At 75.3% G+C, this 12625-nt stretch carries 11 protein-coding genes; 7 read left to right on the top strand and 4 right to left on the bottom strand.

Annotation, left to right across the window (positions count from 1 at the left end; translation table 11 throughout):
- Positions 1–3: 3 nt before the first annotated feature.
- Positions 4–1020: a hypothetical protein gene (locus ACQP1P_RS32830; protein WP_433076786.1), complete on the top strand. Its 1017-nt coding sequence runs from the start codon at positions 4–6 to the stop codon at positions 1018–1020.
- On the opposite strand, the gene ACQP1P_RS32825 is transcribed toward ACQP1P_RS32830, so the two are convergent.
- Positions 1021–2040 carry a hypothetical protein gene (locus tag ACQP1P_RS32825; protein WP_433076784.1) on the bottom strand — a complete coding sequence of 340 codons (1020 nt, stop codon included), beginning with the start codon at positions 2038–2040 and terminating at the stop codon, positions 1021–1023.
- A 41-nt stretch (positions 2041–2081) separates the two neighbouring features.
- Between ACQP1P_RS32825 and ACQP1P_RS32820 the strand changes: the two genes are divergently transcribed.
- Positions 2082–2582 (top strand): hypothetical protein, encoded by a 501-nt coding sequence (locus ACQP1P_RS32820; RefSeq protein ID WP_433076782.1) that lies wholly within the window; start codon positions 2082–2084, stop codon positions 2580–2582.
- 3 nt (positions 2583–2585) lie between these two features.
- A complete protein-coding gene (locus ACQP1P_RS32815; RefSeq protein ID WP_433076780.1) occupies positions 2586–3698 on the top strand; it encodes a UDP-galactopyranose mutase in 1113 nt (370 codons plus the stop codon).
- On the opposite strand, the gene ACQP1P_RS32810 is transcribed toward ACQP1P_RS32815, so the two are convergent.
- Positions 3661–4329, bottom strand: coding sequence for a hypothetical protein (locus ACQP1P_RS32810; RefSeq protein ID WP_433076778.1), 669 nt, complete (start codon positions 4327–4329; stop codon positions 3661–3663). The genes ACQP1P_RS32815 and ACQP1P_RS32810 overlap by 38 nt on opposite strands.
- Positions 4326–6095 (bottom strand): carbamoyltransferase family protein, encoded by a 1770-nt coding sequence (locus tag ACQP1P_RS32805; RefSeq protein WP_433076776.1) that lies wholly within the window; start codon positions 6093–6095, stop codon positions 4326–4328. The genes ACQP1P_RS32810 and ACQP1P_RS32805 overlap by 4 nt, the downstream gene beginning before the upstream one ends.
- A gap of 95 nt (positions 6096–6190) precedes the next feature.
- Between ACQP1P_RS32805 and ACQP1P_RS32800 the strand changes: the two genes are divergently transcribed.
- The 4 genes from ACQP1P_RS32800 (at position 6191) to ACQP1P_RS32785 (ending at position 11864) form a co-directional block, all read left to right on the top strand.
- Entirely contained in the window at positions 6191–7219 is a 1029-nt protein-coding gene (locus ACQP1P_RS32800) for a glycosyltransferase family 2 protein (RefSeq protein WP_433076774.1), read from the top strand.
- Complete coding sequence (locus ACQP1P_RS32795; protein WP_433076772.1) at positions 7216–8418, top strand: ATP-grasp domain-containing protein; 1203 nt, start codon at positions 7216–7218, stop codon at positions 8416–8418. The genes ACQP1P_RS32800 and ACQP1P_RS32795 overlap by 4 nt, the downstream gene beginning before the upstream one ends.
- Before the next feature lie 74 nt (positions 8419–8492).
- Complete coding sequence (locus tag ACQP1P_RS32790) at positions 8493–8732, top strand: DUF6289 family protein (protein ID WP_433076770.1); 240 nt, start codon at positions 8493–8495, stop codon at positions 8730–8732.
- A gap of 129 nt (positions 8733–8861) precedes the next feature.
- Positions 8862–11864, top strand: a complete 3003-nt coding sequence (locus ACQP1P_RS32785; RefSeq protein WP_433076768.1) for an ATP-binding protein — start codon at positions 8862–8864, stop codon at positions 11862–11864.
- On the opposite strand, the gene ACQP1P_RS32780 is transcribed toward ACQP1P_RS32785, so the two are convergent.
- The gene (locus ACQP1P_RS32780; protein ID WP_433076766.1) at positions 11809–12612 is read right to left on the bottom strand and encodes an SDR family NAD(P)-dependent oxidoreductase; all 804 of its coding nucleotides are present in this window, start codon (positions 12610–12612) and stop codon (positions 11809–11811) included. The two genes, ACQP1P_RS32785 and ACQP1P_RS32780, sit on opposite strands and share 56 nt — an antisense overlap.
- Positions 12613–12625: the final 13 nt, after the last annotated feature.

Below are 12625 nucleotides of genomic sequence, written 5' to 3'. Positions count from 1 at the left end.
GGCATGGAACTCGAAGTGGCGTTCGCCGATGCCGCCCGGGCCGAGCCGCCGCCCGGCTGGGACGACTTCGTCGACAAGGGCGCCGCGCACCCGGTCTGGCGCTGGTCCGTCGTGCACGCCGCCGCCGGCCCGCGCCGCGGCGCCGCCGTGGCCGCGCTGCTGCGCGACGGGGGCGAGGTGGCCGGCCTGGTGTACGCCCGGCTGACCGGCCCGGGCCGCACGCTGGCCGACGTGGGCTGCCCGGGCTCGTCCTCGATGCCCGGCCTGGTGCTGCGCGGCGGCCTGCCCGGCGCCCTCGACCCGGCGGGCGGCGCGGCCGGCGACGGGCCGCTGCTGGCCGCGGCCCTCGCCGCGTTCGAGGCGGCGCTGCGCAAGGAGCACCGGCGGGTGCGCGCCGTCGCGTACCGCTCGGTCTACGCCGGCGAGCTGCCCGTCGTGGCCGGGCGGCTGAGCCTGGTCGGGCGCGGGCTGCCGGTCACCATGTTCACGAACACGTTCGAGGACTACGAGCGCTACCTCGCCGGCCTGAGCCAGTCGCGCCGGGCCAGCCAGCGCCGCCAGGTCAAGCTCGTGGCCCGCGAGCCGGGGCTGGAGTCCTCGTTCGGCCCGCTCACCGGCCCCGTCGACCTCGACCGCTTCAACGCGCTCGCCGACACCACCAGCGGCCGCCACGAGACCCGGCGCTGGCCCCGGCCGCGGCGGCTGTCGCACTCGCTGCGCTCGGCGATGGCCACGGTCCCGGGGGTGCTGGCGGCCCGCTACGAGCGCGCCGGGCAGCTCGTCGGGCTGGGGATCAACTTCGACCACCCGTCGGTACCGCTGGCCGGCCCCTGGGGCGCCCTGGACCCGCACGAGGGCGGGCCGCGGGGCCTGTGGTTCGACCAGCACGCGCGCATCCTGCGGTGGGCGATCGAGTCCGGGCGGGCCGGGGTCATCGGCGGCAAGGGGCTGGTGGAGCTCAAGGCCGAGCTGGGCTACGACATCGTCCCCCAGTGGCTCGTCCTGCGCCGGCCGCGCTGATCACCCCGCCCCGGCGAGCCGGCGCAGCACGGTGAACTGGGGCACCGCCTCGAAGCCGAGCTCGGCCTTCTGCGCCATGAGCCCCTTGCCGGCGATGTACCCGCCGCGCCCCGACTCGATGGCCCAGCGCAGCGAGCGGGCGAAGTGCTCGTACCAGATGCCCGACCGGCCGCCCTCGCGCGGGTCCAGCGCCGCCCACGGCCCGGCCAGCGGCGCCGACGGGTGGTCGAAGGTGATGGTGGCCCCCACGAGCCGCCCGTCGGCGGCGGTGTAGCGCAGCAGCCGCGCCCCCGGCACCGCGGCCTGCGCGGCGTGGAACTCCAGCGACCAGCGCCGCCGCGGCGGGAACCGGCGGCGATGGTTGCGCCGGTCGGTCTGCTCCGCGAGCGCGTGGAACGCGGCGGCGTCGAAGCGCTCCGGCGGCGGTCCGAAGTGGACGGTCACGCCGGGGTCCCCGTCGGTCTGGCGCACCAGCCGGCCCTGGTCACGCCGGCGCTTGCTGGGCAGCGTCGCGAGGTACTCCTCGTAGCTGGCGAACCGGTTGCGCAGCACGGCCACGTCGTCGCCGCGGCGCACCAGCCCCACGCCGCGCGCCAGCACCGGCAGCGCGCCGGGGTAGACCTGCCGGTAGGACACCGCCCGCACCCGCCGCCGCTGCCGGCGCAGCGCCGCCTCGAACGCCGCCGCCACGGCGCCCAGCCGCTCGGGCGGGCCGGTCGCCAGGCCGGGCGGGAGGTCGCCGGGCAGCGCCACACCGGGCAGGGACATCGAGCCCGGGCACTCCACGTCGGCCACCGTCCCGCCCGGCCCGATGAGCCGGGCGTGCACGAGCGCGACCGCGCGGTCCCCGTCGAGCACCACCGCCGCGACCGTCGCCCCGCGGCGCGCGGCGGCCACGGCCCGCACCAGCGACCAGTCCCACACCGGGTGCAGCGGGGCGTCGCGGACCAGCTCGGCCCAGCCCGCCGGAGGGTCGGCGGCGGCCGGGTCGGCGAAGCGCACGGCAAGGTTCCCCTGCATGACAACAGCTTATGGGCATCGATGGCTTGTATGCTCGTGGCGTGTCGGTGCTGTTGTTCGGGGCGAACCCCGGTCTCACGCTCCGCGACGGCGAGCGGACCGTCGCGTTCGCCTCCGCGTGGCGGGTCGACTGGTCGGTGCGGGGCGCGGGGACGGCGCTCGTGGTGTGGTACGACGGCGAGGTCCGGATCGCGACCGAGTCCCCGGACCTGGGCCGCTGGCTCGCCGAGGCGTTCGTGCGGCACTTCCCGGAGGTCGCCGGCCTGCCCTGGCCCGAGCCGGCGGTGACGGTGGCGCCGGTGCGCCTCGAGCTCGACCACGCCGCCGGGCTGCGCGCGAGCGCGGCCGACGCCGAGCTGGAGATCACGGGGGCCGGGCAGCCGCGCGCGATCGGCGTCGAGGCGTTCCCGGGCAACGGGCTGCGGCTCACCAACGTGTACATCCCGTGCGAGAGCGGCCGCCTGCGCCTGGGCGGCACGGAGATCGCGGCCACCTCCGCGAACGCGTTCCTCGCCGACGCCGAGGTCTGGTCTGGAGGCTGATCAGTGTCGATCACAGCCACGCGCCCGGTGCGCATCGTCGGGGCCGGCCTCGCCGGGGCGACCGTCGCCCACGAGCTGCGCCGGGCCGGTCGGGCGGTCGAGGTCATCGAGGCCGACCCGGACTGGGGCGGGCAGCTGCGCACCGCGTCGGCGGCCGGCATCCTCTACGAACCGACCGGGGCGCACATCTTCCACACCGCCGACGAGGAGGTGTGGCGGCTGGTCAACACGCTGGTGCCGATGCGGCCGTACCGCCACCGCGTGCGCACCGAGGTCTTCGGCCGCATCATGAGCTGGCCGCCGCAGCTGTCCGAGCTGCGCGAGCTGCCGCAGTGGCCGGTGATCGAGCGGGAGCTGGCCGCGCGCCCCGAGCACCCGGGCGGGGACAACCTCGAGGCGTGGTGCATCGAGCTGATGGGCGAGACGCTGTACCGCGAGTACATCGAGGGGTACACCCGCAAGCAGTGGGGCTGCGAACCCAGCGAGCTGGCCGCGGTCTGGGCGCCCCGCCGCATCGAGCTGCGCGAGGACGGCCACCTCGACCTGTTCCGCGACCCGCACCAGGGCTGGCCGGAGGGCGGCTACCGGCGGCTCGTCGACGGGCTGCTGCGCGGCGTGCCGGTGACCCTGGGCACGCCGGTCACCGTCGCCGACTGGGACGAGCTGTGCGCCGGGGCCGCCGCGGTCGTGCTCACCTGCGCCCTCGACGAGTTCTTCGCCGACGCGCTGGGCCCGCTGGCCTGGCGCGGGGTCCGCTTCGTGCACCGCTGGTTCCCCGACGCCGAGCACGTGCTGCCGGCGGGGGTGCTCAACACGCCCGGCCTGCAGCACCCGCACACCCGCGCGATCGAGACGAAGTGGATGAGCGGGCAGCGGGAGCCGGGGACGATGGTCAGCTACGAGTATCCCAACGCCCCGGCCCGCCACTACCCGGTCGACGACGTGCAGGGGACCAACCGGGACCTGCACCGCAAGTACGAGAAGCTGCTCGCCCAGCTGCCCGGCCCGCCGCGGGTCCTCGCCGGCCGGCTGGCCACCTACACGTACATCGACATGGACCAGGCGATGCGCCAGGGCATCAACGTGGCGCGGAAGCTGCTGACCCTGGTCGACTAGGCAGCCGGGTCTGCAGCCGGGTGCGCAGCCACGGCAGGGCGAGGACGGCCCCGGCCAGCAGCAGGTGCACGGCGCAGAAGGCGATCGCACCCGCGGGCGAGGCCGGCGAGCCGGTGAAGACCGTGATGTGCGAGGCCCACGCGAAGCGCTCGGGGCGCCCGTCCGGCCAGTCGTAGAGGTAGTAGAACGTGATGTCGTTGAGCCCGGAGACGAGCACCAGCGTGGCCGCGAAGCCCAGCCGCAGCACCCGGCCCGACGGCGCGCCGCCGAGCCGGTAGCCGAACAGCACCGCGAGGATCGTGAAGGCGTTGACGAAGATCGCCATCTGGTAGAACGACGGGAACGCCGCCGCCTGGTCGGTCGCGTCGGCCAGCCCGAGCACGCGCAGCGTGTAGAGCGTGTCGACCACGCCCATGTAGCCGACCACGACCACCGCGAGCAGGGCCAGGCCGATCCCCGGCCGCTGCGGGAACCCGCCGATGGCGAGCACCGCGAACACGACCGGGGCGAGGCGCAGCACGAACTCCGCGGGGTTGTCGATGGTCCGGTCCGGCGGCAGCACCACCATGAGCAGCAGGGTCAGCGCGCCGCCGGCGACGCCCGCCAGCAGCCAGCCCCAGCGTCGGATCACGACTTCTCCGTCCAGAAGGGGCCGAGCGCGAGGGCGTCCATGCCGGTCTTGAGGTAGCAGCGGACCGCGTCGGCCGGGGTGCAGACGATCGGCTCCTCATTGTCGTTGAACGAGGTGTTGACCACCATCGGGACGCCGGTCAGGCCGTGGAACTCGGTGATCATCTCGTGGTACAGCGCGTTGTCCTCGCGCGAGACGGTCTGCACCCGCGCGGTCCCGTCCTCGTGGGTGATCGCCGGCACCACCGTGCGCTGGTGCTCGAGCACGTCGAAGACCAGCAGCATCACCGGGCTCGGGTAGCCGCTGGCGAAGTACTCGCCCGCGTGCTCGGCCAGGCAGGACGGCGCGAACGGGCGGAACGGCTCGCGGTGCTTCACCTTCTCGTTGAGCCGGTCCTTGGTGTCGAAGCCGCGGGGGTCCGCGACGATCGAGCGGTTGCCCAGCGCCCGCGGGCCGGCCTCGATGCGGCCCTGGTACCAGCCGACGATCTTGCTGGCCGCGACCGCCTCGGCGGTCGTGCGGGTGATGCGCTCCGGGCGGGTGTAGGCCAGCCCGGCCTCGGTGAGCGCCTTCTCCATGTCGGCCTCGGTGTACTCGGGCCCGAGGAAGATGTAGTTGCCCCGGTGCCGGGGCGCGCCGCGCTCGCTGCTGACGATCATCGCGGCGCCGAGCGCGGAGCCGTCGTCGGCCGAGGCGGGCTGGGCGAAGAACTCCTCGAACGGGGTCTCCAGCAGGATCTTGCCGTTCATGACGCTGTTGAGCGCGACCCCGCCCGCGGTGCACAGGCGGGTGCGCCCGGTGTGCGCCTGCAGCCAGCGGGCGACGTGCAGCCCGGCCTCCTCGAGCGTGTTCTGCAGCGCGTAGGCGATGTCGGCGTAGTGCTGCGGCACCGCGTCGCGGGTCTTCGGCCGCGCCGGGCCGAAGCGGTCGACGAACTTCTGCGAGACCCGGTGCTTGCCGGTCGCGTGGTGGCGGAACCAGCTGAGGTCCAGCGCGTAGCGGCCCTCGTCCTCGAGCCGGACCAGCTGGCGGAAGTCCTCGACGAAGGTCGGCTTGCCGTAGGCGGCCAGCCCCATGATCTTGCCCTCGTCCTTGGCCGGGTGGAAGCCGAGCCAGCCGGTGACGCACGCGTACATCGCGCCCAGCGAGTGGGGGAACTTGACCCGGCGCACGTCGACGATCCGGTCCCCGTCGGCGACGCCGAGGAACGTGGAGGTGCCGTCGCTGCCGATGCCGTCCCAGGTGATCAGGGCCGCGTCGGTCCACGGCGACAGGTGCAGCGCGCTTGCGGCGTGGGCGTGATGGTGGTCCACGAGATGCACCTTGAAGTGCGTCTTGCCGCTGTACCCCACCGCCTCGCGCAGGATGCGCCCGAGCGTCATGGACCGGCGCAGGTGCAGTAACAGCGCCCCGCCGACGTGATAGTCGTCCGAGTGCGTCTGGGCCCCGCCGCCCGACAGCGTGGAGCGCAGGCTCTGGGCCCGGTCGGCGTAGTCGCCGCCGTCGTTGCGGAACACCGCCAGGGTCGCGGGCAGGTGCCGCAGGAAGTGGGTGCCGGCGTGCAGGACCTCGCGCGGGGCCTGCCAGAAGTACGCGACGTGGTCGACCTCGCCGAGGGTGATGCCCGCGTGGGCGAGGCACCATTTGACCGCCTCCGCCGGGAACGCCCCGTCGTGCTTGATCCGGGTGAATCGCTCCTCCTCGCTGAACGCGACGATCTGTCCGTTGAGCAGCAGGGCGGCGGCCGAGTCGTGATGTTGGCTCAACCCGAGTACATACATTCCCGTGTCCCGTCGTCGGTGGACGCCTTGATCATTGATCGTAATCGTTTCAAACGATCGTTTGGATCGGAAGTCCGACGATGGTATTGATATTGACAGCAGTCACCGCTGCGATCGGTGCAACCCCCGTGACGATGGAAGGCCTACAGGTGCATCCATTTACGCTGACGGTCGTGGTTCCCTGCCTCGACGAGGAGGAGAACATCGTCCCGGTCTACGAGGAGATCGTGACCGAATTGGCCGGATTCGATGACCTCGAAATCCTGTTCGTGGACGACGGGAGCACCGACGAGACGCTGGACCGAATACGGGCCCTGGCCGCCCGGGATCGCCGGGTGTCCTATTTATCCTTTACTCGCAACTTCGGGGTGGAACCGGCGTTCTCGGCCGGGTACCGCTACGCCCGCAACGACTGGATCCTGCACCTCGACGCCGATCTGCAATTCCCCCCGGCCGAGGGCCGCCGGCTGATCGAGACCGCACGCACCGGCTACGACGCCGTCTTCGGCATCCGCGTGGACCGCAAGGACCGCTGGTCGCGCCGCGTCTCCTCGAAGATCCACGACCTCATCGCCCGCCGGCTGCTCGGCATCGAGCTGCCCGCCGGGGCCACCACGTTCCGGCTCGTGCGGGCCTCACTCGCGCGCCGGATCGTCGACCTGCGGCTGGGCACCCCCTACTTCCTGGCCACCGTGCCCCGGCTGACCGCCGCGTGGACGACGGTGCCGACCGCGCACCGCCCCCGGCTGCGGGGCGAGCCCAAGGTCCGCTGGCGCGGCCTCGCCCGCCACTCGGTGGAGCTGTTCGTGTCGTACTCCGACCGGACCATGGCCGCCGCCGTCACCGCCTGCGTGCTCGCCGCCCTCCTCGCCTTCGCCGGCCTCGCGGTGACCCTCGCCGGCGTCTCCGCCTCGGTGCTGCTCTGCCTCGCCGCCGGCATCGCCCTCGCCGCGCTGGCCGTGATGGGCCGCTACCTGGTGCACATCGGCCGCGGCCAGCCCCGCACCCCGCTGTACCTGATCCGCGAGGCGAACATCCCGATCGCCCCGGCCGACCTGCTCGAGCCCGGCCCGGCCCAGCGCCCGGCCCGGCTGGCGGCCGCCTCGTGACGACGCTGCTCGTGCTGGGCGGCGCCGACGGCGCGCTCGGCACCCTCCGCCTGGCCCGGACCCTCGGCGTGCACACCATCTGCGCCGACGCGCGGGCCGACGCTCCCGGCGCCGCCGTCGCCGACGAGCTGCTCAACGTGAGCACCCTCGCCGTCCCCGCGCTCGTGGCCGCCCTGCGCGGCCGGCGCGTCGACGGCGTCGTGTCCCCGGCCAGCGACGTGAACCTGCCGTCGCAGTACGCCCTGGCCACCCGGCTGGGCCTGCCGTGCGGGCTGTCGGAGGAGGCGGTGCGCGCCTCGGTCGACAAGGGCTACTTCCGCTCCGTCTGCGACGGCCTGGGCCTGCCCGGCCCGCGCTGGTGGCAGGGCCCGCACGGGCAGGCGCGCCGGGGCCTGCGCGACGCCGGGGTGCCGTGGCCGCTGATGGTGAAGCCCACCGACTCCAGCGGCAGCCGCGGCATCACCCGCGTCGCCGAGCCCGCCGGCCTCGGCCCCGCGCTCGCCGAGGCCGCCGCGTTCTCCCGCCGGGACGTCGTCATCGTGGAGGAGTACCTGACCGGCCGGCACTTCACCGCCGAGGCCGTGGTCGTCGACGGCCGGATCGCCGCGACCGGGGTCACCGAACGGCGGCTCACCGACCCGCCGTACTTCGTCACCACCGAGCACTGGATGCCGGGCGGCGAGCAGACCGAGGACCTCGCCGAGCGCGCCCGCCCGGTGCTGGACGAGCTGTGCGCCGCGCTCGGCTACCGCTGGGGCGCCCTCAACGCCGACCTGCTGCTCACCCCCGACGGCCGCCTCGTGGTGGGGGAGTGGGGCGCGCGCACCGGCGGCAACGGCGTCGCGGAGCTGCTCGGCCTCGCCTACGGCGTCGACGCGACCGAGGTCTACGTGCGCATGGCGCTCGGCGAGCGCGTCGAGGTCTCCGCCGAGCCGCGCGGTCACGCCGCGTTCCGCGTGCTCGGCGCGCCGGTGGAGGGCAAGCTCGTCGGCGTCGACGGGGTCGAGGCCGCCCGCGCGGTGCCCGGGATCGCCGACGTGGTCGTGGCCGCGGCCCTGGGCGACGCCGTGGTGCCCTACACCCGGGCCGGGGCCAAGCTCGGCTACCTGCTGGCGTCCGGCCCCGGCCGCGCCGCCGTGGCCCGGTCCCTGTCCGCCGCCGAGTCGGCCCTGCGCTTCGACATCGAGCCGGACGCCTGAGCGTGCCGGGCGGACGGTCCCGCCGTCCGCGCGGCCCGAGCCGATGCACAGCCCATCGTCGAAGGGAACAGGACATGCTCCGCCGCACACTGCTCGCCCTGGTGGTCACCGGCGCCGTCATCGCCGGCGCCCAGGCTCCCGCGAGCGCGATCCCGGTTCCGCCACCCGGCGGGGACCTGCTCGTGGTCTTCGCCTACTACGCCGACACGGCCAAGACCCAGCTCATCGGGCAGTCGTGGACCGGCTGCGGCCAGCCCGCCGGGAGCTGGGGCGTGACCTCGGGCATCCGGCAGGTGTTCTTCACGCCCTGCTGAGCCCCGCCGGGTGACGCGCTCCCGGCCGCGGCCGCGGGCGCGGGTGTCATACATGCGGCTGACAGGCGAACGGTGCATGGGCGACGCTGGCGGGCTCGGAAAAGATCCGGACCCGCTCGTGAGGTGAACATGGCCGCTGCACCCGATGCCCGGGCGGAGCTGACGCTCGGGGTGCTCGGCCCGACCGTCGTGCGGCACGACGGGCGGGCCGTCGCCGCGGGGGGCCCGGCACCGCGGACGCTGCTGTGCCGCCTGGTCATCGCCGGCGGCCGGTTCGTGCCGATCGACGCGCTGGTCGACTGCCTGTGGCCGCACGAACCGCCGCCGAGCGCCCGGATCACCGCGCAGGGCTACCTGTCCGTCCTGCGCCGGGCCCTCGAGCCCGGCCACCGGCCACGGCAGCCCGGGCGGGTGCTGGTGCGCGACGGGGCCGGGTACGCGCTGCGGCTGGGCCCGGGCGCCCTCGACGCCGACCGGTTCACCACGGCCGTGACCCGGGGCCGGGACCTGCTGGCCGGCGGCGACGCCCGCTCGGCGCTGGCCCGGTTCGACGAGGCGCTGGCTCTCTGGCGGGGGCCGGCGTACGCCGACTGCGCCGACCACCCGTTCGCGCTCGCCGAGTCGCAGCGGCTGCAGGAGCTGCGCACCGGGGCCGCGGAGCACCGCCTGGCCGCGCTGATCGAGTCGGGCGCGCACGAGACGGCCGCCGCCCAGCTGCGGGCGTTCCTGGCCGAGCACCCGCTGCGGGAGCGGGGCTGGGCGCTGCTGGCGCGGGCGCTGTACCGGGCCGGCCGCCAGGGCGACGCGCTGGCGGCGCTGCGCGAGGCGCGCGACCGCCTGATGGACGAGCTCGGCGTCGAGCCCGGCCCGGAGCTGGCCGGGCTGCACCACGACATCCTGGACCAGGCGCTCGCGCCGGCCGCCGGCCGCGCCGAGGTCGCCGGGAGCCCGGGCAACCTGCCGCACGCGATCTCGGCGCTGGTGGGCCGGGCCGGCGAACAGCGGGTGGTGGCCGAGATGCTGAGCCGGCACCGCCTGGTCACCCTCACCGGCGCGGGCGGCATGGGCAAGACCAGGCTCGCGCTGGCGGTGGCCGGCGCGCGCCGCGACGCCGACGGCCCGTGGTTCGTCGAGCTGGCCGGCCTGCACGAGCCCGCGGCGCTCGCCGAGCGGCTCTGCGCGGTGCTGGGCATCAGCGGCACGGGCGGCCTCGACACCCTGATCGCGGCGCTGCGCACGCGCACGGTGCTGCTCGTGCTGGACAACTGCGAGCACCTGGCCGACGCGGTCGGGGCGCTCGTCCGCGCGCTGCTGCGGGCGTGCCCGCACGTGCGCGTGCTGAGCACCGGCCGCCAGTCGCTGCGCGTCGACGGGGAGCACCTGTTCGAGGTGCCGCCGTTGTCCGGCGGCGTCGGGGGCGAGGCGGTCGCGCTGTTCGTCGCGCGGGCCGCCGCCGTGCTGAGCGGATGGTCGCCGGGCCCGGACGAGCGGCGGCTGATCGCCCGCCTCTGCGCGGCCCTCGACGGCATGCCGCTGGCCATCGAGTTCGCCGCCGCGCAGTGCCGCGTGCTGTCCCCGGGGCAGATCCTCGACCGGCTCGACGACCGGTTCGCGCTGCTGGCCGGGGCGCGCACCGGCTCGCGGCACACCACGCTGCTGGGCCTGATGGACTCGTGGTACGACCTGCTCGACGACGCCGAGCGCGAGTCGCTGCAGGCGCTGGCGGTGTTCGAGGGCGGCTTCGGGCTCTGCGCGGCCGGGGCGGTCACCGGGCGCGCCGACACCCTGGCCGACCTCGCCGGCCTGGTGGAGAAGTCCCTGGTGACCGTGGCGGTGGTGGCCGACGGCGACGACCGGCGCTACGTGATGCTGGAGACGGTCCGCCAGTACGCGCTGCGCCGCACGCCCGCCGGCCGCCGTGCGGTGCTGGAGGGCCGGCACACCGCCTGGGTTCGCGAGCTGGCCGACACCGCCGGCGACGAGCTGCGCGGGCCCGGCAGCGCCCGGTGGATGCGGCTGCTGCACATCGAGAGCGACAACGTGCGGGCGGCGCTGCGCAGGGCGAGCGCGGCCGGGGACACGGCGGCCGTGCTGCGCATCGGCGGCGGGCTCTCCTGGTTCTGGTTCCGCCAGGGCCGCGCCGGCGAGGGCCTGCATCACCTGGAGTCCGCGCTGCGCACGGGCGATCCGCGGCGGCACGGGCACGCGCCGCTCGCCCGCGCGGCCATGGGGCTCGCGCTGCTGCGCTACGTCAGCGGGGCGCTCGACCGGGTCGCGGAGGCGCTCGCGGTCGCCGCGCGGCACGGGGCCGCCACCGAGGACCTCGGGGTCCGGGCGCAGGTCCTCGCGACGATCGCGTACTTCGAGGCCGGCGGCGGCACCGTGGCGGTGGCGATGCGCCACGCGAGCGAGGCGCTGGCCCTCGCCCGGTCGGTGGGGCACCGGGCCACGGCCGCGGAGGCGCTGATGTGCCTCGGCGAGGCGCAGCGCCGGTGCGGCCCCGCGTCGCTGGCGAAGGCGACACTGGCCGCCGCCCTGCACGAGGCCGACCGGTGCGGCCACGGCTGGGCGGCGGTGTCCGTGCTGTGGCTGATGAGCAAGATCGAGCTGTCGCTGGACCGGCCCGTCCCGGCCGCGGCGCTGGTCCGGCGGATGCTCGAGGAGGCCTACCGCCGGGCGGACACGACCGGGTGGCTCGTGAGCGTGGCGATGCACGCGCACCTCATGGCCCGCGCGGGCCGGACCGAGGACGCGGTGCAGCTGCGCGCGACGGTACGCTCGCTCGGCGATCGCGCGGGATACCAGGCCGAGGCGATGGACGCCGAGCTGGCGGGCTACCTCGCGCAGATCGCGCCGGGCAGCCCGCCGGGCCGGTTCGCGGCGGCCGAGGCGCGCGGACGCGACCGCTCGGTGGAGCAGACCATGGCCTGGCTGCGAGCCGACCCACCGTTCGGGGATGCCTCGCTCGGGGATGCCTCGTTCGGGGATGCCTCGTTCGGGGATGCCTCGTTCGGGGACCCCTCGCCCGGGGATCAGCCGCTCGCGGCGCTCGGTGCCGGGGTGATCTCGCCCCGGGTCACGGTGCCGGAGGCGCGGGCGGGGCGGACGCCTCGGGCAGTGGGACGCCGGTGAGGTCGGCGCAGCGGGCGAGCAGGCTCTCCAGCAGCGCCGGGTCCAGGACGGCCGCGGACGGCCGCCAGTCGCGCTCGCTGAAGTAGTGCCCGCTGACCAGGACGTCGGGGTCGGTGCCGGCGGCCAGGCGCACCTGGGCCCGGGCGGCGTCGTCCGGGCTCGTCGGCGCCGCGTCGCCGCCCATCCGGGTCCGCACCCAGCCGGGGTCGACCGCGTTGCTCAGGGTCCCGGGCCAGCGGCGGGCGACGGCGACGGCGAGCATCAGGTCGAGCAGCTTGGAGGTGCAGTACACCTCGGTGCCGTTCCACGGCCGCCGCTCGCCCTGCAGGTCGTCGAGGTCGACGACGCCGTCCGCGGCCATCGCCGACGACACGAACAGCAGCCGCTGCGGCTGCTCGAGCAGCGCCGTGAGCAGGTACGGCGCGAGCACGTTGACCTGGAAGGTCGACTCCAGCCCGTCGGCGGTCAGCTCCCGCTGCGGGCTGTCCAGCCGGGCGATCCCGGCGTTGTGCACGATGGTGTCGAAGCGTCCGAAACCGGCCAGCGACCGGGCCAGCGCCCTGGTCTCCTCGAGCGAGCCCAGGTCGCCCACCGCGATCCCGGCCGCCTCGGGCAGCGCCGCCTTGGCGACCGCGGCGCGGTCCTCGTCGCGGGCGTGCAGGACCACGCGATGACCCGCGGCGACGAGCTGGGCGGCGGTTCGCAGGCCGATGCCGTCGACCGAGCCGGTGACAAAGATGGTGCGCATGAAGTCCCTTTCG

The organism is Dactylosporangium sp. CA-052675 (assembly GCF_050947935.1).
Taxonomy (GTDB): domain Bacteria; phylum Actinomycetota; class Actinomycetes; order Mycobacteriales; family Micromonosporaceae; genus Dactylosporangium.
This window is presented reverse-complemented; position numbering and strand designations above follow the sequence as displayed.